The following is a 24,489-nucleotide window of genomic DNA, read 5'->3' on the forward strand; positions in this document are numbered from 1 at the left end:
CCGTCGCGGTTAGGCTGTCGAGCACCGGTACACCCGCTGCCGCATCTGGGGGTCACGAGATGACGCCGTCGACACCGCTCTGGGCGCCGTACTACGCCGCGCCGCTCATCCAGAGCGTCCGCCGTTTCTGGAGGAAGTACGCCCGCTTCGACGGGCGCGCGAGCCGGAGCGAGTACTGGTGGTGGGCGCTCGCGAACGCGGTCGTCGTCGGGGCCATCTATCTGGTGATGCTGCTCGGCGGCCTAGCCGGCTCCACGACGGATGCAGAGGGCCGCTACCGGGCGGGCCCCGGCCTGGCGGTGGGCGTCGCGCTGCTCGTGCTGTGGGGGCTTGCGACGCTGGTGCCGAGCATCGCGTTGCACGCACGGCGGCTGCACGATGTCGACCTCAGCGCCTGGCTGCTGCTGCTCGTGCTCGTGCCCAGCCTCGGCGCCCTGGCCATCTTCGTGATGACACTGCTCCCGCCGAACCCCAGGGGTGCGCGATTCGACCGGCCCGACGACGAGATCCCCGGCTACGTGGCGGACGCGACCGGGGCCCAGCCGACGCCTCGTGAGTTCGGCTGGCCCGACTATCCGCTGCCGTACGCGAGCCCGGCCGGCGGTCAGCCCCTCTATGCCGAGCCGCGCAACCCGCCGGCGCCGCCGGCCGACACTGATCCTGACGCCGACGCACCCTGACCCCGTACGCAGAGAACGGCCCCCGCTGCGCATCGCGGCGGGGGCCGTTCTCTATACGGGTCGTGCCTCAGGCGACGGCGCCGATGGCGAAGCTCACGGCTCCGTCGGCGTCCACCTGAGCATCGAGCACCTTGTCGTCCAGTGCGACGGCTGCGCTCGGCTCGAGGAACAGCCGGGCTCCCGAGACCTCCACGACCTGGTCGGCCGGCTCGGGGATCGGCGCCACGGCGGCGGCGAAGGCGGTGTTCTGCGGGTTGCTGCTCGCGATGCGCAGACCGGCGTCCTCCGTCTCGGTGTTCTGACCGGTGAGGGTCTTGACGATCGTGCTGGCGTTTTCAGTCAGGGTGAGCATGTGCTCTCCTTCCAGTTGCGGTCCAGAACGCCCTACGTTCCCGCGACCGGCGGAATGCATCAAGTGCTTCGCGGCGATTGCCAGGAACCACTCAAGAACCTCGGGATGCGCCGTGCCGGCGCTGTTCGACGACCGCCCCGGGCGCTGTGAACACATAGACACTGCGACCCAGCGCCCGCAGAATGGGGACGTGTCCACCACCGACCCCGCAGCCGCTGCGCACGCCGCCGACCACGATCACACGGGCGGTTCGCACGATGCCGGCCACGACTGCTGCGCGCCGTCCCGCCAGGGGCTGACGCTCGGCGCACGCCCCATCTCCGGGGCCCTGACGGTCAGTGCGACCGCCGTGGCCGGCCACGACATCCCGCAGGCGCGCATCCCGGCGCAGACCTTCGCGATGGGCGATCGGCACGGTGACGACCGGTGGGGCGACGGCGAGACGCCCGTGCATCCGGTGACGCTGGCGGCGTTCTCGATCGACACCACCAGCGTCACGAACGCCGCGTTCGCGCGCTTCGTCGACGCCACCGGGTATCGCACGGAGGCCGAGACGTTCGGATACTCGGCCGTGTTCCACCTCGCGCTCGCCGCCGACGACGAGGACATCCTCGGCCAGCCGCCTCAGACGCCGTGGTGGCTCGGGGTCGCCGGATCGGACTGGCGGCATCCGGGCGGGCGTCACTCGTCGATCGACGGCCTGGACGAGCATCCGGCGGTGCACCTCAGCTGGAACGACGCGCAGGCGTACTGCGCGTGGGCCGGCCGGCGGCTGCCGACGGAGGCGGAGTGGGAGTGCGCGTCGCGGGGCGGGCTCGACGGCGCCCGCTACCCGTGGGGCGATGAGCGCGGCGGGCTCGAGACGGCGTCCGGTGCGGCGGCGCCCGATGCGGCCTCGGACGAAGCAGCTGCGGCCGACGTGGCCGCGCCCGACCCGTGGCGGACGAACATCTGGCAGGGCGACTTCCCCGGAGTCAACACGACGGCCGACGGATTCTTGACCACCGCGCCCGTGCACACCTTCGAGCCGAACGCGTACGGACTGTGGCAGACCGTCGGCAACGTCTGGGAATGGTGCGCCGACTGGTACGACGCCGGTTACTACGCGGTGTCCAGCCCGGCGGATCCGACGGGCCCGGCCGAGGGCACCCAGCGCGTGATGCGCGGCGGGTCGTTCCTCTGCCACGACTCGTACTGCAACCGCTACCGCAATGCCGCGCGCTCGTCGAACACGCCCGACTCCTCGATGGCGAACACCGGCTTCCGCACGGTCGCCCTCTGAGCCTCGCCCGGCGCGCCGGGTTGTCGCGACTGGCGCCGGGGGCGCTAGCCGCCGACGGCCGCGAGGAACTCCCGGTTGAACGCGGGCAGGTCGTCCGGCTTGCGCGAGGAGACGAGGGGGAACGCGCCGTCGTCGACCACGACCTCCTGGTCGACCCACTCGGCGCCCGCGTTGCGGTAGTCGGTCTGCAGGCTGGGCCAGCTGGTGAGCGTGCGGCCGTCGACGATGCCTGCCTCGATCAGCACCCATCCGCCGTGGCAGATCACCCCGATCGGCTTGCCCGCACCGGCGAAGGCCTTGAGCAGGGCCACCGCCTCAGGCTGGGTGCGCACCTCGTCGCCGTTCGCGACACCTCCGGGAAGCATGACCGCGTCGTAGTCGTCGGCGGATGCCTCGGCGAGCGTCACATCCACCGGGAACGTGTCCGCCTTGTCCAGGTGGTTGAACGCCTGAACGGTCCCCGCCTCCGCCGAGATCAGCTTCGGCGTGCCGCCGGCATCGGTGACCGCCTTCCACGGCTCCACCAGCTCGGCCTGCTCGATTCCCTCTGCAGCCACCACGAATGCGATCGTCTTTCCTTCGAGAGTCATCCGACTCCTCCTTCTGCTCGTCTGGGACGTCATCCGGGACGTCGTCCTGGGTCGTCACACCATCCGTACGCCTTCAGCGCGCGAGAATGAACCCATGGCGCTCATTCCCGAGATCCCCCTGATCCCCCTGAACGACGGCAACCGCATCCCGCAGCTCGGCTACGGCGTGTACAAGATCCCCGAATCCGAGACGCCGGATGCCGTGCTCACCGCCCTCGACGCCGGATACCGCCACATCGACACGGCCGCCTTCTACGACAACGAGCGGGGGGTCGGCGAGGGCATCCGGCGCAGCGGGATCGACCGCGACGAGATATTCGTCACGACCAAGGTCTGGTGGGACCGGAACGGCTACGACAGCACGCTCCGCTCGTTCGACGAGAGTCTGGAGCGGCTCGGTTTCGAGACGGTCGACCTGTTCCTGATCCACTGGCCGGCGCCGAAGCACGACAAGTACGTGGACACCTGGAGGGCGCTCGAGCGCATCCGGGCGGAAGGGCGGGCGCGGTCGATCGGCGTCGCGAACTTCCACATCCACCACCTCGAGCGTCTGGCCAGGGAGACGGAGTCGGTTCCCGCGGTGAACCAGGTGGAGCTGCACCCGTGGCTGCCGCAGAGCGACGTGCGCGCGTACGACGCGTCGCACGGGATCGTGACCGAGGCGTGGTCGCCGCTCGCCCGCGGACGCATCCTCGGCAACGAGCCGCTCGAAGCCCTGGCGCGCAAGCACGGCGTGACTCCGGCGCAGATCGTGATCCGCTGGCAGCTCCAGCTCGGCAACGTGGTCATCCCGAAGTCGGTCACTCCGGAGCGCATCCGCCAGAACCTCGACGTCTTCGGGTTCGAGCTCGACGCCGACGACCTCGCCGTGATCGCCGGGCTCGAGACGGGCGAGCGCACCGGCAAAGACCCCGACGACCTCGGCTGAGCGCCCCGACTCGATCAGAAGCGCCGCTGCGGGGCGCGAGCGCGGCTACTCGCCGGTCGGGTGCGCTCCCACCGCATCCACCAGCCACGCGTACGAGAACGCGCGCTCGCGCCACGCGGAGTAGCGACCGGAGACGCCGCCGTGCCCGGCCGCCATCTCGATCTTCAGCAGCGCATCCGCCCCGACCTCGCGCAGCCGCGCCACCCACTTCGCCGGCTCGACGTAGAGCACGCGGGTGTCGTTGAGGCTGGTGACCGCCAGGATGCGCGGGTAGTGCGTCTGGTGCACGTTCTCGAGCGGCGAGTACGACTTCATGTACGCGTAGACCTCGGCGTCGTGCAGCGGGTCGCCCCACTCGTCCCACTCGGTCACCGTCAGCGGCAGCGACGGGTCCAGGATGCTCGTCAGAGGGTCGACGAACGGAACCTCGGCCAGGATTCCCGAGAAGTAGCGCGGCGCGAGGTTCGCGACGGCGCCCATCAGGAGGCCGCCGGCGCTCCCGCCCTGGGCGGCGAGGCGGTCGGGGGCCGTCCATCCGGTGTCGATCAGATGGCGGGCGCTCTCGACGAAGTCGGTGAACGTGTTCTTCTTGTGCAGCTTCTTGCCGTTCTCGTACCAGAGCCGGCCGAGCTCGCCGCCGCCGCGCACGTGGGCGATGGCGAAGACGATGCCGCGGTCGAGCAGGCTGAGGCGCGGGATGCCGAACGACGGGTCCATGCTCGCCTCGTACGAGCCGTACCCGTAGAGCACGAGCGGCGCCGGCTCGCCGGGGGTCACGAGGTCGCGGCGGTAGACGAGCGAGATCGGGATGCGCGTCCCGTCCTTGGCCGTCGCCCATTCGCGCTTCTGCTCAAACAGGCTGGGATCGAAGTCGCCCAGCACGGCCTGCTGCTTCCGCTTGCGGAGCTCGCGGGTGCGCACGTCGTAGTCGTAGACGGTCGAAGGGGTCACGAAGCTGCCGTAGCCGAGCCGCAGCGTCGGCTGCGTCCACTCCGGGTTGCCGCCGGCGCCGACGGTGAAGACCTCCTCGTCGAAGTGCAGCTCGTGCAGGGTGTCGTCGTCCGAACCGTTCTCGGGGAGGCAGGCGACGGCGATGCGGGTGAGGCCCTCGCGGCGGTACTCGACGGCGACGAAGTCGCGGAACGCGTCGACGCTCTCGAGCCGCACGGCCGGGTTGTGAGGGAGCAGGACGCGCCGATGGCCCTGCGGGTCTTCGGCGGCGACGCTGATGAGCTCGAAGTTGATCGCGTCGGCGTTGTGCACGATGAGCAGACGGTCGCGGCCGTCGACGACGGCGTGCTCGACCTCGTACTCGACGCCGTCCACCCGCGGCCAGACGACGGTGAAGTCGCCGGTCGGGTCGTCCGACGAGAGCAGCCAGGTCTCGCTCGTGATGTTGGAGCCCGCCTCGATCATCAGGAACCGGCGGCTGCGGGTGAGGCCGACGCCGACGAAGTACCGCTCATCGGGTTCGTGGAAGACGAGCGTGTCCGTGGAGGCGTCGTCGCCGTTCGCCGGGCCGACGCCCACCGGATGCCGCCACACGGTGTCCGGGCGCCACGCGTCGTCCACCGTCGTGTAGAACACGAAAGCTCCGGTCTGGTCGAAGAGGGCACCGGCGCTGGTGCCCGTGATCTCGTCGGGGAACTCCACGCCGTCGTCGACGAGGGAGCGGATGCGGATCGTGTAGCGCTCGTCGCCCTCGGTGTCGACCGCCCAGAGCAGGCGGGTGCCGTCCGCGCTCACGTCGAAGCTGCCGAGCGAGTAGAAGTCGTGGCCCTTCGCCTCGACGTTGTCGTCGAGCAGGATCTGCTCGCCGGGGAGCCCGTTGCGCTGCGCGTCCTCGTCGAGCGCCGGCGGCTCCCAGTCGTCGGGGTCGGCGATCGGGGCGCGGCAATGCACGCCGTACTGCTTCCCCTCGACCGTGCGGGTGTAATACCACCAGTCGCCCTCGCGGGTGGGCACGCTCAGGTCGGTCTCCCGGGTGCGGTCCTTGACCTCTTCGAAGATCTGCTCCCGCAGCAGGGACAGGTGATCGGTGCGCGCGTTGGTGTACGCGTTCTCCTCGTGCAGGTGGGCGGTGACCGTCGGATCGTCCTTCTCGCGCAGCCACTCGTAGTCGTCGATGTACACGTCGCCGTGGTGGACGCGTTCGGTCGGTCGCTTGGGTGTCGTGGGCGGCGTGAGCATGCTCACAGGCTACCGGCCCCGTTCCCGCCCGGCAGTGGCGAGGGCGGATCGAGTTGCGCGCGGAGGGCGACGAGAGCCGTGTGGATGCGGTCGAAGTCGGCGGGTGCGGCGAGAGAGCGGCGTGCGTCGCGCAAGGCGGCGCCGACATCCGCGCGCGAGCGCGGGGCGGGGGAGTCCAGCGCCGCGGGCAGCGAGGCGGCGACCCGGATGCAGTCGATCGGATGTGCAGGCCCGGACGGGTGAGCGGTCGCACGCCCGACGCCCCTCCGGAGCATCCGGTGCGCGCTCTGCGTCGGCGCCAGCTGCTCGAGCCGGTCGATCGCGGCGCGGAAGGCGGCGATCCGCTCGGCGCGGCTGGGGGCATCCGGATCGTCGGAGGACGGGGCGAGTACCCCCGTGAGGGCGAGCAGCGCGTCGGCGAGACGGCGGCGCACGACGTCGGAGCTCCGCACGGGCAGGATGAACCAGCTCGCTGCGATGCCGATCAGTGCGCCGACCACGATCGCGAGCATCCGTTCGGCGAGCATCCAGCCGAGCGACGCCGGGGCCGCCGGGGTGGTACCGAGGACTCCCTGCAGCAGGGTGAGCACCAGTGTGATCGTCAGCGCCCAGAAGGCGTAGCTGACGTCGCGCAGCCACGATCCGACGAACAGGGCGGCGAAGATCACGACGACCGCACCGAAGCCCGTCGGCTCGACCACGAACGAGAGGGCCACCGCGACGACGGTCCCAGCGAGCGCGCCCGCGACCCTCAGTCCGCTCTTGTAGACGACGTCGCCGCGCCCACGGTTGCCGGAGCACACGATGAACGCGGTCAGCACGGTCCACATCGCGTGCTCGGGGAAGGCGAGCCATCCGACGACGAAGGCGGCCGTCAGGGCCGCCGCCATCTGCAGGGCCATCCGGGTGCTGGCGCGAAGCGGGGTGCGCACGGACCCGTCGGCCGGCCGGGCTCGCTCAGCCTTCTGCAGTCCCTCGGCCCGCGCTGGTGGCGCCGACGCGGATGCGGCACTCACGACACCGGGCACCATCCCGAGTTCGCGGGAGAGCGCGACCCAAGCGATGGCGACGACCGACGCCGCGACCAGCAGCGCCAGATCGAGCCACGGGTACCCTGTCTTCGGCGCCGCTCCCGGCGCCACCAGCATGGCGACGAAGGGGAGCGTGATCAGCGTTCCGAGGCGCGATGCGCGCTCGCCGAAGCGCCGCATCCAGATCGGGATGGACATCCCGAGCACGAACGCGACCGCACCCGCGACGGGAACGGCGACCAGCAGCCAGCCGACGCCCGCGGCGACCAGCCCGACAGCGGGAAGCACGGCCGACGACCTTGCGAACTCGCCGCGGGAGCCGAAGGTGCGCCGCGACAGGGTCAACGCGATCACGGTCGCGAGCACCGCCGTCGATGAACCGGCGCCGACCCACACGGCGATCCACCACATGGTGGCGCAGGCGGCCGCGGCGGCACCCACGCTGAGGGCGGCGCGCAGAGCAGCCGGAGCGAGCGCGGAGACCATACGCATGTGATGACCGTTTCGACGCGAACGAGTGGAAGACATTAAGCATTCTCGGGCATCTTCCGTATGGTGAGTGGATGACCGACAAGTGGTGGCAGTCAGCCGTCGTCTATCAGATCTATCCGCGCAGCTTCGCCGACTCGAACGGCGACGGGATCGGCGACCTCCGCGGAGTCATCGACCACCTCGACCACCTCGTCGCTCTCGGCGTCGACGTGCTGTGGCTCTCGCCGATCTACGCGAGCCCGCACGACGACAACGGCTACGACATCAGCGACTACCAGGCGATCGACCCGCTGTTCGGCACGTTCGAGGACTTCGACGAGCTGCTCGCGGGACTGCACGAGCGCGGCATCAAGCTCGTGATGGATCTCGTCGTGAACCACACCTCCGACGAGCATCCGTGGTTCGTGGAGTCGGCCTCGTCTCCCGACAGCCCCAAACGCGACTGGTACTGGTGGCGCCCGCCGCGCGACGGCAAGACGCCGGGGGAGCACAGCGCCGAGCCGAACAACTGGGCGTCGTTCTTCTCCGGCTCGGCCTGGCAGCTCGACCCGGCCAGCGGCGAGTACTACCTGCACCTCTTCTCGCGCAAGCAGCCCGACCTCAACTGGGAGAACCCGGAGGTGCGCGACGCCGTCTACGCGATGATGAACTGGTGGCTGGACCGTGGGGTCGACGGCTTCCGGATGGATGTCATCAACCTCATCTCCAAGGTCACCAGCCTGCCCGACGGTGTCGTGGCTCCTGGGGCCCTGTACGGCGACGGTTACCCGTACTACGGGCAGGGTCCGCGCATCCACGAGTTCCTGCACGAGATGCACGAGCGCGTGTTCGCCGGGCGCGAGGACCGCTACCTCACCGTCGGCGAGATGCCCGGAGTCACGATCGACGAGGCGCAGCTGTTCACCGATCCGGCTCGGGACGAGCTCGACATGGTGTTCCAATTCGAGCACGTCGACCTCGACCACGGCCCCGGCGGCAAGTGGGACCACCGCGACGCCACGGTGCTCGACCTCAAGGAGTCCTTCGGCAAGTGGCAGCGCGGCCTCGCCGACGCCGGCTGGAACAGCCTCTACTGGAACAACCACGACCAGCCCCGGGTGGTCAGCCGGTTCGGCGACGACACGGTCTACTGGCGCGAGTCGGCGACGGCGCTCGCGACGGTGCTGCACCTGCAGCGGGGGACGCCGTACGTGTACCAGGGCGAGGAACTCGGGATGACCAACGTGCCGTTCCAGGGCATCGAGGACTTCCGCGACATCGAGTCGCTGAACTACTACGCCGAGGCCGTCGACGTTCTCGGGGCGTCGCCCGCCGATGTTCTGGCGGCGCTCCGCCGCACCAGCCGCGACAACGCCCGCACGCCGGTGCAGTGGTCGTCGGCCCCGAACGCCGGCTTCAGCGCCGCGACCCCGTGGATCGAAGCCAACCCGAACTACACGCGCATCAACGCTGCAGCCGAGCGCGACGATCCGAACTCCGTGTTCGCGTACTACCGGCAGCTCATCGACCTGCGGCACCGCGAGAACGTGGTCGCACGTGGATCGTTCGAGCTGGTGCTGGCCGAGCACCCGCAGATCTTCGCGTACACGCGCACGCTCGAAGGCCGCCGGATGCTCGTGCTCGTGAATCTCACGGGCGAGGTCGCTGAGTACGAGCCGGATGCGCTGGCGGGCGCCTCTGCGCCGGCGGTTGACGTGCGGCCGGATCCCGGGAGCTGGAGCGAGGCCGAGTTCGTGCTCGGGAATCTGCCGGACGGCTCCCGCGCGGCCGACGGGCGGCTCGCCCCGTGGCAGGCGCTCGTGCTCGTGCGCACCGACTGACGAGGCCGCCCGGCGCGCGCGGTGCTCCACCTGCCCCTTGCCGAACGTCGCGCGCGGTGGTCTCATTGTGCGCACGGCGATGGTCGGTGCCGGGGCGGTGAGGAGATCGCACGATGAGCAGCTATGTTGCGCGGGCCGAGACGGATGTGCTGGCGCCCCGCGCGAAGGTGTGGCGGGTGCTGACCAGCAATGGCTCGCATCCGGAGATCATGTTCGGCGCCGAGATCGTCTCCGACTGGCGTATCGGAAGCCGCATCGTGTGGCGCGGGGAGTGGCAGGGCACGGCGTTCGAGGATCACGGGGTGGTCATCGAACTGCAGGAGCCCTCGCGGATCGTGCTCACGCACTTCAGCCCGATGAGCGGTGAGCCGGATGTGCCCGAGAACTATCACACACTCCGATTCGAGCTCGATGAGACGTCGAAGGGTACGCACATCACGTTGGACCAGGACAACAATCCGACGCTGGAGGCGGCGAAGCACTCGCGCGCGAACTGGGCGCAGATGCTCGAGGGCGTGAAGGCGGTGTGCGAACGCCGCTGACGGCGCGGCGTGCAGCCGCACGCGGCCGCTGACTCAGTCGGCGAAGGCCTCGCGCACGAAGGCGTCGATGAACACGTCGAAGGCGGCGACGGTGCGCGCGTGATCGCCGGTGATCAGGTACCCGAAGTGCAGCCCGGAGACGGTGTCGGTGAGCCAGGTCGCCAGCACGCGAGACCGCGCCGGGTCGACGCCGTGCCGCTGCAACCAGCGGTCGACGGTGTCGAGCCACTCCGCGAACGAGGTGGTGATGCGCTTGCCGATGTCGGGGTCGATCGGTTCCAGCGCGCCGGCCTCGAACTGCAGGCGCAGCCCTGTGCGATTGGCGTCGCGCAGGGAATGCCGGAACGCCTCGGCGTACCAGGCGGCGAACTGCTCCTGGTCGAATGCGGCGACGTCGACGCCCGTGATCGTCTCGCCGTGCTGTCGCACGCCCTCTTCGAGGATGGCGTCGATCATCTCCTGGCGGGAGCCGAAGTGATAAACGAACGAGTAGGTGCTGACGCCGAGCGCACTCGCCAGACTGCGGAAGGTCATGCGTGACAGGGGCTCCGTCGCGACATGTTCCATGATGCGGCCGAGCAACTCGGGTTTGCGGTTCGGATCAGGTATGCGTCCCACCTCACCACAATAGGCGAGAGACCTTCCGCGATGAAGGTGCCGTGCAGCTCTCGTGCCGGCAGCGACTACGGCTTCTTGCCAGGAGGGTTGCCCTGGTTGCCGCCACCGTTGCCACCGTTGCCGGCGCCCGGTTTCGGCGCGGTCGGCGCCGTCGGATTCGTCGGCTTCGTGACCTTGGGCGGTGCCGGGCGGTACAGGTACTTGCTGTCGACGGCCGGGAACGAGCCACCACCGTAGACCGCGTTGAGCGCGGTCGCGATGGGCTTCACGATCGAGAACTTGACGTTGCCGCCTCCGATGCCCTGGAACGTCTGGCTGCGCAGCGGGACCGCGCCGGAGACGTTGCCGACCCAGGTCGCCTGCGCCACCTTCGTCGTCGAGGTCACCAGCCAGTTCTCGAGCGAGTCGTCGGTGGTGCCGGTCTTGCCGAAGATCGGGACGCCGTCGTCCGGCTTGGCCGAGGTGGCCGTTCCGTTCGTGAGTACTCCCTGGAGGGCGAAGATCGCGGCGGCCGCGACCTTGGGATCGATCGGCGTCTTGGAGCATCCGGTCTTGGGGACGGCGTGGGGAGTGCCGTCGGCGTTCACGACGCGGTCGATCGCGACCGGCGAGCAGGCGACGCCCTTGTTCGCGATGCCCGCGTACGCAGTGGCCATGGTGATCGGGGCGATGTAGTTCGTGCCCAGCACCGACGAGGGGTTGGCCATGTAGCGGTTGGCCTGCTCATCGGCTCCGTGGACGAGCAGATCCTGCGCACGCTCCTTGATGCCGCACAGGTCGAGCTTGGTGGCCATCATGGCGAAAATCGAGTTGATCGAGGCGGCCGTCGCATTCATGACGGTCGTACTCGATACGGACTCGCCCTCGTCGTTGGCGACCGGCCAGGGCGCGCCGCCGATATCGGCACAGGGCGCGCTGGAGTGGAACTGCGACTGCGGGAAGAGGTGCTTGGAGCCGTCGACGCTCTCGTAGAGCGAGTGGCCCTCCTGCAGCCATTCGAGCAGGTCGAACGCCTTATACGACGAACCCGTCTGGAAGCCCTGCGATCCGCCGTAGTTGTAGTCGGTGTTGTAGTTGACCGCGGTGGTTCCCGGCGCCGGTGCAGCCGTGTTGTCGTACGGACGGTTCTGCACCATGGTGACGATGCGCCCCGTGCCGACCTCGACCGACACGTTGGACGCGCCCAGGTTGAGGTTGGGGTCTTGTGCGGGGATGTAGGCGCTCAGCGCGGACTGCGCGGTGCCCTGCAGGTTGAGGTTCAGCGTGGTGTAGATCTTCAGGCCGCCCCGGTTGAGGAAGCTGGTGCGGGCATCCTCGTTCGCGCCGAAGATCGAGCTCTGCTCTATGGTGCGTTCGACGTAGTCGCAGAAGAAGGCCGCGTGGTACTTCTGGGCCGTCATGCAGCCGTTCTGCACAGGCGTGATCTTGGGGACGATCTTGGTGGCCTTCGCGGCGTCGCGTTCCTCTGTGGTGATCTTGCCGTTGGCCGCCATGCGGTCGATCACGTAGTTGCGTCGATCGAGGGTGGCCTTGTATCCATTGGCCTGGCCGTTCGCCTTGTCGGCGGGGCGGTCGATGCGCAGGTTGTCGGGGTTGTTCAGGATCGCGACGAGCGTCGCAGCCTGCGGGATGCTGAGAGCTTTCGCAGAAACGCCGAAGTAGTACTCGGCCGCCGACTGCACCCCGTAGACGCGTCCGCCGAACAACGCGATGTTCAGATAGCTCTGCAGGATCTGGTTCTTGGTGTAGCTCTTCTCGAGCCCGATCGCGTAACGCATCTCCTTGAGCTTGCGCACGGGGTCGACCTCGGTGGCGTCGTTGTAGCAGGCCTCGTACACGGCGAGCTGCTTCTTCTGCACAGCGGCCGTGGCGGTGACGTCGGGCTGCTTGTTCTCGCAGCGCTGCACCAGGATGTTCTTGACGTACTGCTGGGTGATCGACGATCCGCCCTGCACGTCTTTGTGAAGGGCCGTCAGTACGGCTCCGCGCAGAGTTCCCGTGACGTCGACGCCACCGTGCTCGTAGAACCGCGGGTCCTCCGTGGCGACGGCCGCGTCTTTGAGGTTCTGGGAGATGTCGTCCCAGCCGACCTCGATGCGGTTCTGCGAGTAGAACGACGCGATCGCGACCGGCTTGCCGTTCAGGTTGGCGTACATCGTGGAGGCCTGGGCCAGCGGCTCGACCTTGATGTACTCGGGCAACCCGTCGAAGACACCGATCGTGGAGTCGGCTGCCGATCCCGTCAGGGCGACCGCAGGGGTGACCGCTGCCGCTGCCAGCACTCCCGCCACGGTACTCAGAGCAACGAATCCGATGAGCGCAGGCGCCCACGCCCAGCCTCTGCGTCCCGAAGATTTCATGGCGTCATGATACGCGGCGAACGTAGCAGGACGCCCGGGCTTCGATCAGCTTGTGGATGATCGGACGACGATCGACGCTGTGCAGAAGCCGATCTCACGCGCCGGCGCGGAGCTTGTTGCACAGGCGTGCCAGCTGCTCGAGTTCGTCCGGGTCGAGCTTGCCGCCGACGCGTTCGGTGATGGTCTTCATGTGCTCGACGGCGACCCTGCGGAACATGTCGAACCCGTCGTCCGTCAACCGGATGACGGTGCCGCGCGCATCCGAGGGCTCAGGGCATTTGGCGAGCAGGCCGCGGGCGGTGAGCCGGTCGACGAGCCTGCTGACGCTGGGCTGCGTGAGCAGAACGTGCTTGTTGAGATCACGAAGACGGAGCTCGCGGTTGGGCTGACGCGACAGGTTGAAGAGCACGTCGTACTCGTTGAACGAGATGTCTTTGGTGGGGAACTCGGCGGCGAGCGTGCGCATTACCGCGACCTGAGCCCGGAAGAGCGCTTCCCATGCGGTCACGGCGTTCGGCCGTGCTCTCACGCGTTCCTCTGTGCGCATCCGTGCCTCCTCGGTGCCTGATCCGTCTCTCGATGCATTCGCATCATCCCACTACCCGGTGACACCGGCATCGGTGCTGCCACGGATCGCCGGGCACCGGGTGCCGGATCTGCGTGCGTGCGGAGGTCCCCGTTCCGCCCGGGCCTCCCCGGCGAGTGACGCGAACGGGGTGCCGCTTAACAGATTGAGGGCCGGCCGCAGAGGCTAGCGGCCGGCCCTCTCCCTTGCACCAAGAGTGTCCTGCAATCACATTCCGCGTTGGCTGCCACAGCAAACAACTAACGCTCTTGAACTATATAACGAAGAGGTAACGGCCGCTAGTTACCTGTTCGTTATTTTTGCTGCGAGTTTTCTATGCGCGGCTTCGGGTTCTCGATGGGCCCCGTCCGGGGGGTGCCGATCGCCGCCTGCTCCGCGAGGAACTCCGCCCATCCCCGCTCGCCCCGGATCGCGGATCCGCCCGCAAGGTTGTCGCCGGCGCGGTACGCACGCCCGACGGCTCCCGGCAGCCGCACAGGAAGATGCGGGCGTCGCGCTCGTCTCGTGCCCAGCAATTCCGTATACGCCGCCACGAGTTCGGCCACGCCGAGCACCTCCGGGCCCGCAATGTCCGGCGCCCGACCTGCAGGTGTCCCGAGCGCGACCGCCGCCAGGCGGGCCGCGACCTCGTCCACGTGGACGGGCTCGAACCGCAGGCCCGTCGGCACGGGCGTGATCGGCAGTCGCGCGAGACCGCGGACGATCGGCAGCACGAACTCGTGCAGCTGAGCCGCACGCAGCACGGTCCAGGGAACGCCCGACTCGACGATGGTCCGCTCGGCCTCCGCCTTCGCGCGGAAGTAGCCGATCGGCATCCGGTCGGCACCGACCACCGAGATCAGGATGAGGTGCTCGACGCCCGCAGACAGCGCTGCGGCCGCGAGGTTCCGTGCCGCGACGTCGTCCCCCTTGGCACCGCCCGCAAGGTGCAGCACCGTGCGCACGCCGCTGAGGGCATCCGCGAGCCCGGTGCCCGCCACCGTGTCGCCGCCGACGTGCCGGATGCCGGGCGCATCCTGCTCGGGGTGACGACTCAGGATGCGCACCTCCCGTCCGACGGCGGTCAGCAGGGGGACGACGCGGCGCCCGATGGTTCCGGTGCCGCCCGTCACGAGGATCGGTGCGTTCATGATTCGACTCCTGTCGGTCCGTGTCACGTCGGGGCGTGCTGCCCCGTCGATAGAGTGACGAACGGACTCCGGAGGATGTGACTGGTGGATCAGAAGATTCTCGCGAAACGATTCGAGACGGCGAGGCCGCGGTTGCTCGGCATCTCCACGCGGCTGCTCTCATCGCGCGCCGACGCGGAGGATGCGGTGCAGGAGAGCTGGCTCCGGCTGAGCCGCTCCGACGTCTCGCAGATCGAGAACCTCGACGCGTGGCTGACCACCGTGGTCTCGCGCGTGAGTCTCGACATCCTGCGCGCTCCACGCCGCACCCGCGAGCGGTCGTGGGAGGTGGAGCAGTGGCCCGACGACCCGTCCTCGCCGATCGGGGACCCGGCCGCCGAGGCGGAACGCGGCGATCAGGTCACGGCCGCGCTCCTGGTGGTGCTCGAGACCTTGAGCCCGGCGGAGCGGGTCGCGTTCGTGCTGCACGACGTCTTCGGGCGCCCGTTCGACGAGGTGGCGGATGCCCTCGACCGCTCCCCGGAGGCCGTGCGGCAGCTCGCATCCCGTGCCCGTCGCCGGGTTCGCGACGCGAGCGACCCCGCCCGCCCGGATCCGCGGCGCGCCAGGACCCTGATCGATGCGTGGCTGCAGGCGGCCCAACGGGGCGACGTGACCGCGTTGCTCTCGTTGCTCGACGACGGCGCGGTGCTGCGCGCCGACTACGGAACGAGCACACAGCTGGTCTCCGGCGCCGCGGCGATCGCAGGTCAGGCCGTGCTCTCCGGACGACTCGCGGCGCACTCCGTCCCCGTGCTGATCGGGGGACTCCCGGGAGTCGCCGCGGTGCTGGGGGACCGCGTCGTGTCGATCATGGCGTTCGACCTCGCCGACGGCCGCATCGTGGGGCTCGAGGTGCTGGCCGATCCCTCGCGCCTCGCCGAGCTCGGCGTCGCCGCGGTGCTGGGACTGGAGTAGCGGCTGCATCCCGGGCGGCAGCTGACCAGCCGACCGGGATGCACGCACCGCTTGACGCGATCACTCTGAATCGAATACTCTGACTAAAGTATTCGGAGGTGAGTGATCGTGGTGCTGCGTGATGCGAGCAAGCGGCCGGTGGGAAACCCACTGGCACTGGCCGTGCTGTCGTGCCTGTGGGAGCGACCGATGTACCCGTACGAGATGACGACCTCGATGCGCGAACGCGGAAAAGAAGACAGCATCCGCCTGAACTTCGGCTCGCTGTACGCCGTGATCAAGTCGCTCGAGAAGCACGGTCTCATCGCCGTCGCCCAGACCGAGCGCGAGGGCAACCGCCCGGAGCGCATCGTGTACGAGATCACGGACGCCGGTCGGCGCGAGGCCGACGACTGGCTGCGCGAGCTCATCGACACCCCGGTCAAGGAGTACCCGGCGATCGAGACGGGCCTCTCCCTGCTGCCGATGCTGGCCCCGGAGGTCGTCGTCGACCTCCTGAGGAGCCGGCTCGAGCGCCTCGACGCCGAGATCGCGGAGCGCGAGAAGGGAGCGGCCGAACTGGTCGGCCGGCTGCCCGAGCTCTTCATGATCGAGTTCCACTACAAGCAGGCGATGCTCGTCGCAGAGCGCGCGTTCCTCGCCGGGCTGGCAGAGCGCATCGCTGCCCGCGACATCGGCGGGATCGAGATGTGGGAGGGGCTGCACGCCCTTCTGACCCAAGGACTCAGCATGGTCGAGATCCAGCAGAGGATCTCGGCTGGCGACTTCGGTCAGGAGGTGGCCGACCTGCTGGGCTGAAACGAACCGCACCACAAAAGGTGATGGCCGGAGAGCGGCAACTCTCCGGCCATCCAAACCCCAGTCGTTCCGTGAGGAACCTGCGTCAACAGTCACCGAGGGTCCATTCACATCGTACTGCGCAGGCTCGCACGGACGGCTCTCCAATGGAAAGGAAGCCACCGTGGCTACTGCATTACCGTCGGCGCTGATCGCCGACGACCTCGTCAAGACCTACCGGGCGGGCCGGGGCAAGACCCCCGTGCGCGCCCTCGACGGCCTCAGCTTCGACGCCGAGGCCGGAACGGTCTTCGGACTGCTCGGCCCCAACGGCGCGGGCAAGTCGACCACCATCAAGATCCTCTCGTCCCTCGCCCGCGCCGACTCCGGGCGAGCGTTCGTCGCCGGGATCGACGTGGGAAAGCATCCGGCCCGCGTGCGGCGCGCGATCGGATTCGTCGCCCAGAAGTCCGTGGCGGATCCGATGGACACCGGCGTCGAGAACCTGGTGCTCGCCGGACGCCTGCAAGGCCTCAGCGCACGGGGTGCGCACGCGCGGGCATCCGAGTTGCTCGACCGGTTCGGGCTCACCGAGCACGCGAAGCGCCAGGTGAAGGGCTACTCCGGCGGCATGGCGCGCAAGCTCGACGTAGCGATCGGCCTGATGCACCACCCCGAGGTGCTGTTCCTCGACGAGCCGACGACCGGCCTCGACCCGGAGGCCCGCGCAGAGCTGTGGGCCGAGATCGAGCGGATGACGAAGCACGAGAACATGACCGTTCTGCTCACGACGCACTACCTGGAGGAGGCGGACCGGCTGGCATCGCGCCTCGCGATCGTCGACCACGGAACGGTCGTGGCGGGCGGAACGCCGGAGGAGCTGAAGAACGATCTGCGCGGTGACGCGGTGATCGTCGAACTGACCGCCGACGGCGACCCGTTCGCCGCGCTCGCCGCGCTGCAGCGTGTCGACCAGCTCCGAGAGGTCGGCGGGGACGGCCGCACACTGCGCGCCCGCTCCGACAACGGGGCGGCGACACTCCCGCTCGCGCTCGCCGCGCTCGAGGCCGCGTCGGTCACGGTGGCATCGGCCACCGTCGCGCGTCCCAGTCTCGACGACGTCTACCTGCGGCACACCGGCCGCACCCTCACCAAAGCACAAGAGAACTTCGCCGTGGAGAACGCATCATGACAACCATCGCCGCCGGCCGACCCGGCCGCACCACCGCATCACCGACCTTCTTCACCCACACGGCCATCCTGACCGGGCGTCAGTTGCGCGCCGCATGGCGCATGCCGGCGTTCCTGGTGATGAACCTCATCCAGCCGATCATCTGGCTGCTGCTGTTCGGGCAGCTGTTCAAGTCGGTCGTCGAGATCCCCGGCTTCGGCAACGGCCAGAGCTACCTCGAGTTCCTCACGCCCGGCATCGTGATGATGATGGCCCTGTTCGGCAGCGCCTGGTCGGGCACGGTGTACATCCAGGACATGCAGCGCGGGGTGATGGACCGCTTCCTCACGTCGCCGACGAACCGGGGCGCGTTGATCGTGTCGACGCTCGTGTACCAGTCGCTCCTGGCGATCGTGCAGTCGCTCGTGGTCGTCGGAATCGCCTTCTGGGCGGGCGCCCGCTTCGAGGGCGGCTTCACGGGCATCCTGTTGCTGCTGCTCGGCGTGGTGCTGCTCACCGCGGTGTTCTGCTCGCTGTCGAACGCGGTGGCGCTGCTCGCCCGCGACCAGACGGCACTGATCGGCATCTCGCAGATCATCACGCTGCCGCTGATGTTCCTGAGCTCGGCGATCATGAACACGAAGCTCTCGCCGGAGTGGGTGCAGAACGTCGCCGCGTACAACCCGTTCGAGTGGGCGGTGATCGTCGGCCGTCAGGCGCTGAGCGCGAACCCGGACTGGGGTTCGCTGTGGGGGCACGTCGCACTCCTGGCGGCGCTGACCGTGGTCATGGCCGCCTGGGCGACCTCCGCGTTCCGGTCGTACCAGCGCTCGGCCTGACCGTCGGGTTTGTTGCGCGGGTTCCGTCGAGGGGATTTCGTTGAGGGGCGGCGAACGCATCCAACACGGCGGTCTTGGATGCGTTTGCCGCCCCTCAACGGATGTGGCCGGATGCGGCCGCGTGGGGGTGGCGCGCGGCGGGGCCCCGGCTTAGAACAGGTCGGGCGAGGGGGCGCTGGCGTGGCGGATCGACACGTCGGCGTGACGGTCGAAGCGGTAGCCGACTCCGCGGACAGTGCGCACGATGTCTTCGTACCGGCCGAGCTTGGCGCGCAGGCGGCGCACGTGCACGTCGATCGTGCGCTCGTTCGGCGCCTCGTCGTCGGCCGCGCCCCACAGCGACGAGATGAGCTCGGCGCGCTCGATGGTGCGTCCCTCGCGCAGAACGAGGTACTGCAGCAGCTCGAACTCCTTGTAGGTGAGCGCGGCGGTCTGGTTGTCGAGGATCAGGCGCTTGCGGGAGATGTCCACGACGACGCCACCGGATGCGCGGTCCTCGTCCTCGTCGACCGTGCCGGCGTGGCGGTGCTTCGCGATCGCGGCCGGATCCTGCAGGGCGAGGCGCACGACGTCGACGTCGCGTCCGCCGGCTCCCTCCGGAGCCAGGGCGACGGCGGCGTAGGTCTCTGCCGACGGGGCGATCTCGGCGGTGAGGCGCTTGAGCGCCTCGACGATGCGGCCGAGGTCGGTGCCGGACGCGGCGGCCTTCGCCTCGTCGATTCCGACGTAGAGCACGAAGCCGCGGGCCTCGGTGCCGTTCGGTACGGCGCGGATCTGGACGGCGGGAGCGGCCGGGGCCGGCGCCGCGGCGGGAACGGCCGGGGCGGCGGAGAGGCGGCGGGCGGGAGCGGGGGCGAAAGTGGTGTCGATGGTTGCCAGAGACATGGGATGAAGTCCTTTGTGATGATGCGTGGAATCCGCTGCCGCCGTTTCGGCGTTCCCGTGAGGACCGGTACATCCGGTTCAAGAGGTGACGGGTTGCGAGGATTCGCGTGTTCTGTGTTGGGCCTCAGATCGGCCGATGATCGGATGCGTGAGTGTGGCGCATCCGGGGAGCCAGTGGCCTCGCCCGACTCAGTGGGTCGGGGGCCTGGTGACTCGGCGAAGGGTCGTCAGATTAGCGACACATTCGGCAACACATGACCGAGTCGCGGCCGGGCATCATCATGCCGGCATCCCCAGGGGCCTCGAAGGAGGTCAGGGTACGCGAGTTGTCAGTCATGTTGGCAAGTAAAGCGAACGGTGACGTGCGGTGTCAAATCATTACGTAATGTTTCGGGCGCGCTCCCAGGCGCGGGATGCCCGGGGAATGCGGTGCCCGGCAGCGTCAGACCGTGCCGTAGAGGCGGTCGCCCGCGTCACCGAGACCCGGCACGATGTACCCGTTCTCGTTCAGGCGCTCGTCGAGGGCGCCGAGCACGATCGTGACGTCGCGACCCTCGGTGGCCTTCTCGAGGGCGGCGATGCCCTCGGGAGCCGCGAGGATGCAGATCGCGGTGACGTCGACGGCGCCGCGCTTGAAGAGGAAGTCGATCGCGGCACCGAGAGAGCCGCCGGTGGCGAGCATCGGGTCGAGCACGAAGCACTGACGGTGCGAGAGGTCGTCGGGGAGGCGTTCGGCGTAGGTGGTCGGCTCGAGGGTCTCCTCGTTGCGGACCATGCCCAGGAAGCCGACCTCGGCGGTGGGCATGAGCTTGACCATGCCCTCGAGCATCCCGAGCCCGGCGCGCAGGATGGGGACCACCAGTGGCCGCGGTTCGCTCAGTCGCACGCCGACCGTCGTCGTGACGGGCGTCTCGATCTCCTGCGGTTCCACCCGCACCGCGCGGGTCGCCTCGTAGGCGAGGAGGGTGACCAGCTCCTCCGTGAGGGCGCGGAACGTGGGAGACGAGGTCTCCTTGTTGCGCAGCACCGTCAGCTTGTGGGTGATGAGGGGATGGTCGGCAACGTGAACGCGCATAGGCTCAAGGGTATCCAACATCTCCCCGGGAGCCCGACGTGAGTTTGCCCGTACCCGCTGCGTACGACGAGTGGATGCTGCGCGCCATCGTCGACGCACGTCTCGCGTTCGGGACCGGCGACGTGCCGGTGGCCGCACTCGTGCTCGACGAAAACGGCGCCGTCATCGGAACGGGGCGCAACGAGCGCGAACTGCGGCACGATCCAACCGCGCATGCGGAGGTGCTGGCGCTGCGCGAGGCGGCGGCGGCCCGCGACGACTGGCACCTCGAGGGATGCACACTCGTCGTCACGCTCGAGCCGTGCGTGATGTGCGCGGGCGCGATCCTGGCGGCGCGGGTGCCGCGGGTGGTGTTCGGGGCGTGGGACGAGAAGGCCGGAGCGGCCGGTTCGGTCTACGACGTTCTGCGCGACCAGCGGCTCAACCACCGGGTCGAGGTGTTCGCCGGCGTGCGCGCCGAGGACTGCGCCGAGCTGCTGCTCGACTTCTTCCGCGCCAAGCGCTGAGCGGCGCCGCGCCCGCGTCCCGTCCGCGTCCCGTCCTCGCGTCACACGAAATCGAGTCCGAACTTGTTGCAGCGACACGCCGCGATTGGGCGCAAGAAGTTCGGACTCGATTGCGTGCAGGCTCGACGGTGTGGGGGCTCGACGGGACGTGCGCTCAGGCCGGCAGCTGCGAGAGCCACTCCGAGAACGCGCGACGGGAGGCCTCCTGCATGCCGCTCGAATACGCCGCGCGATCCTCTCGCAGGGCATCCGGATCGAGGGCGTGCTCGTCGAGCTCGTTGTAGCCGTCGCTGACCCAGCGCTCGTGCATCTCGTCGGTCACCTCCGGATGGAACTGCACCGCCAGCGCGAAGTCCCCGACCGCGAACGCCTCGTTCGAGTAATCGCTCGACGACGCGAGCAGGGTCGCGCGCTCGGGCAGCTCGAACGTGTCGCCGTGCCACTCGACTACGGGCACCTCGCCGAAATGCCGGATGGGCGACGCTGCGCCGGCCTCCGTCGGTTCGACCCGCCGGAAACCGATCTGCATCGAGTCGCCCTTGTACACGCGCTCGCCGAGGGCGCCCGCCATGAGCTGCGCGCCGAGGCAGACCCCGAGGGTCGGCCGCTCCGCGTCGAGCCGCGCGCGCAGCAGCGACTGCTCGGCCGCGAGGAACGGGTACTCCTCGGTCTGGTACGCACCCATCTCGCCGCCGAGCACGACCACGAGATCGGCCTCGTTCGGGTCGATGGCGGAGACGTCCTCCGTCGTGACGTCGACGATGCGCAGGTCGTAGCCGGCGTCGCGCAGGACGGGCCCGATGTTGCCGAGGTGGATCGTGGGGTCGTGCTGCAGGACGACCGCCGTCCGCGTCACTCCAGACCCTTGATGACGATGGCGTCGGTGGCCGGGTGCTTTTCGTTCGGGTCGATCCAGACATCCGGCTCGATGTAGATCACGCGGGCGGCCGGGACGGCGTCGCGGATGCGGCGCTCGACGACGTCGATCGACGCGGCGACCTCCGCCAGCCGGTACTCGCCCGACACGGCCAGCTTGGCTCCGACGAGCAGCTCGTCCGGGCCGAGGTAGAGGGTCTTCATGTGGATGATGCGCTCGACCTCGTTGCCGGCCAGGATCGCCTGCTCGATGGCGGCGACATCCGCATCGCTGGCGCCCTCGCCGACCAGCAGGCTCTTGGTCTCGATGCCGAGCACGACCGCGACGGAGATGAGCAGAGCACCGATGAGCAGGGTCCCGATCGCGTCGAAGACGCCGTTGTGGGTGAGGGCCGTCAGGCCGACGCCGAAGAACGCGAACACCAGACCGGTGAGGGCGGCGACGTCCTCGAGCAGGACCACGGGAAGCTCGGGAGCCTTGGCGCGGCGGATGAACTGCGGCCACGACATCCCGTGCTTGTGGGGGCGCGACTCGCGCACCGCGGTACGCAGCGAGAACGACTCGAGGCCGATCGCGATGAGCAGCACGAGGATCGGGATCCACCAGTTCTCGAGCGGATGCGGGTGCGTGAGCTTCTCGATGCCCTCGTAGACCGAGAACACGCCACCGACCGAGAACAGGACGATCGACACGACGAACGCGTAGACGTAGCGCTCGCGCCCGTAGCCGAACGGATGCTCGCTGTCGGCCTTCTTCTTGGCCCGGCGTCCGCCGAGCAGGAGCAGGAGCTGGTTGCCGGAGTCGGCGAGCGAGTGCACGCCCTCTGCGAGCATCGACGACGAGCCCGAGAAGGCCCACGCGATGAACTTCGTGACCGCGATCCCGAGGTTGGCAGCGAAGGCCGCGACGATCGCCTTTGTTCCACCCGATGCGCTCATGCTCTCATCCTAGGATGGCCGCATGAGCGACACGAAGAACGTCACGCTTCCGACGATCGCGCTTCTGGGCGCCGGGTCGATGGGCAGGGCCATCCTGGGCGGCCTGGTCGCTCCCGGAGTGACGGTGGAGGGCGGCATCCGCGTCACCAACCGGTCGAAGCACCGCGCCGAAGAGCTCGCGTCGACGCGCGGTGTGACGGCGTACGCGACCGAGGAGAAGCCGGATGTGAACCGCGTCGCCGTCGAGGGCGCCCGGATCGTCCTGGTCGCCGTGAAGCCCGCGATGGTCCCCGACCTGCTGCGCGAGATCGCGGACTCGCTCGAGCCGGGCACCGTGATCGTGAGCGTGGCGGCGGGGGTCACGATCGCGACCTTCGAGTCCCTGCTGCCCGACACGGTCTCCGTGGTGCGTTCGATGCCGAACACCCCCGCCATCGTCGGCAAGGCGGTCACCGGGATCAGCCCGGGCACGCGCACCGACCCGGACGACCTGGCGCTCGTGCGCGCGCTCTTCGAGACGGTCGGCGAGGTCGTCGAGGTTCCCGAATCGCAGCTGGATGCGCTGAGCACGATCTCCGGGTCCGGCCCGGCATACGTCTTCTACCTGATCGAGGCGCTCACCGAGGCCGCCGTCGGCAAGGGCTTCACGCCGGAACAGGCGCGGCAGCTCGTCAACGGGACCTTCCTGGGCGCATCCGAACTGCTGGTGTCGTCGGGGGAGGAGCCGGCCGAGCTGCGCCGCCGCGTCACGAGCCCCGGCGGGACCACCGAGCGCGCGATCAGCGTGCTCGAGCAGGCCGACCTCGGCGCGCTCTTCGCCCGCGCGACCGACGCCGCCCTCGCCCGCGCGCGCGAGCTCGCCCAGTCCTAGCCCCCCCCGCCCCCGCAGCCCCCCGCAATCGAGTCCGGGAGAAATCAGGACTCAAACTGGATTCGGAGCGATTTCTCCCGGACTCGATCTGAGGAGGGCGCGACGAACTCGATGGGCGGCAGTCGTTAGGTGGTCGCCACCTGTTACGAAGATGACCGACCAGCCCAGATCCGACAGCATCTCGCGCCGGGCGATGTCGTTCCGATAGGTCGACTTTTCCCGTCGGTGATGGTCGCCCAAGTATTCGATGGCGACACGGTGTTCGGGGTATGCAAGGTCGATGAGCGCAAGAAGTCGTCCTTCGGGATCGACGACTCGCATGTTCAGCTTCGGCTCGGGAAGCCCCGCGTCGATGAGTGCGAGCCGGAGGCGGGTCTCCTGGGGCGACATCGATCCGTATCGAATCCTCTCAAGAGCGCACCGCAGATCACGCACGCCTCTGCGTCGGCCATGTCTGCGCACAGCCGCGGCCATCCGATCGATCGTGGACGATGGCGGAATTCCCGAATACGGCTGGTCTCCGGTCACGAGGAAGTCGCCGACCACCACGAGGTCGTCGATCGAGAGCCGGTGGCTCAACTGCGCCCACACGTCTTCCGCGCCGATCACTCTCAGCCCCTTGATCAGGACCCAGCGCTGGCCGGTCGACGTCAGTTGGTGGGCGGCGATTCCGGCGATCTCCGGAGGTCGGGCGGGTTCGAATACGCTCACTTCGACATCAGATGGCTCGGCATGACGCGGGAGCGGGAAGGCGTGCAGTACCGCGGCTGAAGCGTGGCTGAAGTAGGTGGTCGTCGGCAGGACGGCGGCCGCTGCTCGACAGAGTGCTACATGGTCGGCGAGGTTGACGCCAGCCGTTCTCGCACCGTGAAACGGACGCTGGACTGCTTTGCTATAGAGATGTGACCGATCGACTCCTGCAGCGCGCGCCTCAGCGTAGGTGAAGCCGCAGCCGTCGAGACTCGGAGGGAGTGCAGGACTTTTTCGCATGC

At 68.9% G+C, this 24,489-nt stretch carries 24 protein-coding genes; 11 read left to right on the top strand and 13 right to left on the bottom strand.

The window, feature by feature from the left end; all coding sequences use genetic code 11:
* The first annotated feature begins 59 nt into the window (after positions 1-59).
* Positions 60-680 carry a DUF805 domain-containing protein gene (locus PKE84_RS09450; protein ID WP_271176978.1) on the top strand — a complete coding sequence of 207 codons (621 nt, stop codon included), beginning with the start codon at positions 60-62 and terminating at the stop codon, positions 678-680.
* Positions 681-747: 67 nt separating this feature from the next.
* Here the strand turns inward: PKE84_RS09450 and PKE84_RS09455 are convergent, their stop codons facing one another.
* Positions 748-1,032 (bottom strand): Fe-S cluster assembly protein HesB, encoded by a 285-nt coding sequence (locus tag PKE84_RS09455; protein ID WP_271176979.1) that lies wholly within the window; start codon positions 1,030-1,032, stop codon positions 748-750.
* A 295-nt stretch (positions 1,033-1,327) separates the two neighbouring features.
* Between PKE84_RS09455 and PKE84_RS09460 the strand changes: the two genes are divergently transcribed.
* Positions 1,328-2,314 (top strand): formylglycine-generating enzyme family protein, encoded by a 987-nt coding sequence (locus PKE84_RS09460; protein ID WP_444979820.1) that lies wholly within the window; start codon positions 1,328-1,330, stop codon positions 2,312-2,314.
* A gap of 44 nt (positions 2,315-2,358) precedes the next feature.
* On the opposite strand, the gene PKE84_RS09465 is transcribed toward PKE84_RS09460, so the two are convergent.
* A complete protein-coding gene (locus PKE84_RS09465) occupies positions 2,359-2,904 on the bottom strand; it encodes a type 1 glutamine amidotransferase domain-containing protein (RefSeq protein ID WP_271176980.1) in 546 nt (181 codons plus the stop codon).
* A gap of 94 nt (positions 2,905-2,998) precedes the next feature.
* Between PKE84_RS09465 and PKE84_RS09470 the strand changes: the two genes are divergently transcribed.
* Positions 2,999-3,832, top strand: coding sequence for an aldo/keto reductase (locus PKE84_RS09470; RefSeq protein ID WP_373877130.1), 834 nt, complete (start codon positions 2,999-3,001; stop codon positions 3,830-3,832).
* A gap of 45 nt (positions 3,833-3,877) precedes the next feature.
* On the opposite strand, the gene PKE84_RS09475 is transcribed toward PKE84_RS09470, so the two are convergent.
* Positions 3,878-6,022, bottom strand: a complete 2,145-nt coding sequence (locus tag PKE84_RS09475) for a S9 family peptidase (RefSeq protein WP_271176981.1) — start codon at positions 6,020-6,022, stop codon at positions 3,878-3,880.
* A gap of 2 nt (positions 6,023-6,024) precedes the next feature.
* Positions 6,025-7,545: an FUSC family protein gene (locus tag PKE84_RS09480; protein WP_271176982.1), complete on the bottom strand. Its 1,521-nt coding sequence runs from the start codon at positions 7,543-7,545 to the stop codon at positions 6,025-6,027.
* 71 nt (positions 7,546-7,616) lie between these two features.
* Between PKE84_RS09480 and PKE84_RS09485 the strand changes: the two genes are divergently transcribed.
* Together PKE84_RS09485 and PKE84_RS09490 are read left to right on the top strand one after the other, a co-directional pair.
* Complete coding sequence (locus PKE84_RS09485) at positions 7,617-9,365, top strand: glycoside hydrolase family 13 protein (RefSeq protein WP_271176983.1); 1,749 nt, start codon at positions 7,617-7,619, stop codon at positions 9,363-9,365.
* 113 nt (positions 9,366-9,478) lie between these two features.
* Positions 9,479-9,907, top strand: coding sequence for an SRPBCC family protein (locus PKE84_RS09490; protein ID WP_271176984.1), 429 nt, complete (start codon positions 9,479-9,481; stop codon positions 9,905-9,907).
* Between the two features lie 33 nt (positions 9,908-9,940).
* Here the strand turns inward: PKE84_RS09490 and PKE84_RS09495 are convergent, their stop codons facing one another.
* The 4 genes from PKE84_RS09495 to PKE84_RS09510 form a co-directional block, all read right to left on the bottom strand.
* Positions 9,941-10,525 carry a TetR/AcrR family transcriptional regulator gene (locus tag PKE84_RS09495; protein WP_271176985.1) on the bottom strand — a complete coding sequence of 195 codons (585 nt, stop codon included), beginning with the start codon at positions 10,523-10,525 and terminating at the stop codon, positions 9,941-9,943.
* A 65-nt stretch (positions 10,526-10,590) separates the two neighbouring features.
* Positions 10,591-12,885 (bottom strand): transglycosylase domain-containing protein, encoded by a 2,295-nt coding sequence (locus PKE84_RS09500; RefSeq protein WP_271176986.1) that lies wholly within the window; start codon positions 12,883-12,885, stop codon positions 10,591-10,593.
* 94 nt (positions 12,886-12,979) lie between these two features.
* Positions 12,980-13,432 (bottom strand): MarR family winged helix-turn-helix transcriptional regulator, encoded by a 453-nt coding sequence (locus tag PKE84_RS09505; protein WP_271176987.1) that lies wholly within the window; start codon positions 13,430-13,432, stop codon positions 12,980-12,982.
* Positions 13,433-13,764: 332 nt separating this feature from the next.
* Complete coding sequence (locus PKE84_RS09510) at positions 13,765-14,601, bottom strand: SDR family oxidoreductase (RefSeq protein WP_271176988.1); 837 nt, start codon at positions 14,599-14,601, stop codon at positions 13,765-13,767.
* Between the two features lie 84 nt (positions 14,602-14,685).
* Here PKE84_RS09510 and PKE84_RS09515 point away from each other — a divergent pair, with 84 nt between their 5' ends.
* From PKE84_RS09515 to PKE84_RS09530, 4 genes are all read left to right on the top strand, one after another.
* On the top strand, positions 14,686-15,558 hold the full coding sequence (locus PKE84_RS09515) for a sigma-70 family RNA polymerase sigma factor (protein ID WP_271176989.1): 873 nt from the start codon (positions 14,686-14,688) through the stop codon (positions 15,556-15,558).
* A 108-nt stretch (positions 15,559-15,666) separates the two neighbouring features.
* The gene (locus PKE84_RS09520; protein ID WP_271176990.1) at positions 15,667-16,356 is read left to right on the top strand and encodes a PadR family transcriptional regulator; all 690 of its coding nucleotides are present in this window, start codon (positions 15,667-15,669) and stop codon (positions 16,354-16,356) included.
* Between the two features lie 163 nt (positions 16,357-16,519).
* Positions 16,520-17,527 (top strand): ATP-binding cassette domain-containing protein, encoded by a 1,008-nt coding sequence (locus PKE84_RS09525; protein WP_271176991.1) that lies wholly within the window; start codon positions 16,520-16,522, stop codon positions 17,525-17,527.
* A complete protein-coding gene (locus tag PKE84_RS09530; RefSeq protein ID WP_271176992.1) occupies positions 17,524-18,345 on the top strand; it encodes an ABC transporter permease in 822 nt (273 codons plus the stop codon). The genes PKE84_RS09525 and PKE84_RS09530 overlap by 4 nt, the downstream gene beginning before the upstream one ends.
* 150 nt (positions 18,346-18,495) lie before the next feature.
* On the opposite strand, the gene PKE84_RS09535 is transcribed toward PKE84_RS09530, so the two are convergent.
* Both PKE84_RS09535 and upp read right to left on the bottom strand, forming a co-directional pair.
* The gene (locus PKE84_RS09535; RefSeq protein WP_271176993.1) at positions 18,496-19,230 is read right to left on the bottom strand and encodes a winged helix-turn-helix domain-containing protein; all 735 of its coding nucleotides are present in this window, start codon (positions 19,228-19,230) and stop codon (positions 18,496-18,498) included.
* Positions 19,231-19,672: 442 nt separating this feature from the next.
* Positions 19,673-20,305, bottom strand: coding sequence for a uracil phosphoribosyltransferase (gene upp / locus PKE84_RS09540; protein ID WP_271176994.1), 633 nt, complete (start codon positions 20,303-20,305; stop codon positions 19,673-19,675).
* Positions 20,306-20,343: 38 nt separating this feature from the next.
* Here upp and tadA point away from each other — a divergent pair, with 38 nt between their 5' ends.
* On the top strand, positions 20,344-20,811 hold the full coding sequence (gene tadA, locus PKE84_RS09545; RefSeq protein ID WP_271176995.1) for a tRNA adenosine(34) deaminase TadA: 468 nt from the start codon (positions 20,344-20,346) through the stop codon (positions 20,809-20,811).
* Between the two features lie 154 nt (positions 20,812-20,965).
* On the opposite strand, the gene PKE84_RS09550 is transcribed toward tadA, so the two are convergent.
* Complete coding sequence (locus PKE84_RS09550; RefSeq protein ID WP_271176996.1) at positions 20,966-21,667, bottom strand: glutamine amidotransferase; 702 nt, start codon at positions 21,665-21,667, stop codon at positions 20,966-20,968.
* Positions 21,664-22,626, bottom strand: coding sequence for a cation diffusion facilitator family transporter (locus tag PKE84_RS09555; RefSeq protein ID WP_271176997.1), 963 nt, complete (start codon positions 22,624-22,626; stop codon positions 21,664-21,666). The genes PKE84_RS09550 and PKE84_RS09555 overlap by 4 nt, the downstream gene beginning before the upstream one ends.
* A 22-nt stretch (positions 22,627-22,648) precedes the next feature.
* Between PKE84_RS09555 and proC the strand changes: the two genes are divergently transcribed.
* Positions 22,649-23,497 carry a pyrroline-5-carboxylate reductase gene (gene proC / locus PKE84_RS09560; RefSeq protein ID WP_271176998.1) on the top strand — a complete coding sequence of 283 codons (849 nt, stop codon included), beginning with the start codon at positions 22,649-22,651 and terminating at the stop codon, positions 23,495-23,497.
* A 51-nt stretch (positions 23,498-23,548) separates the two neighbouring features.
* Here proC and PKE84_RS09565 read toward each other — a convergent pair whose 3' ends face one another.
* Entirely contained in the window at positions 23,549-24,208 is a 660-nt protein-coding gene (locus PKE84_RS09565; protein WP_271176999.1) for a putative endonuclease domain-containing protein, read from the bottom strand.
* Between the last annotated feature and the right edge of the window lie 281 nt (positions 24,209-24,489).

Origin of the sequence: Leifsonia poae, assembly GCF_027921845.1 — a bacterium.
Lineage (GTDB): Bacteria > Actinomycetota > Actinomycetes > Actinomycetales > Microbacteriaceae > Leifsonia > Leifsonia poae.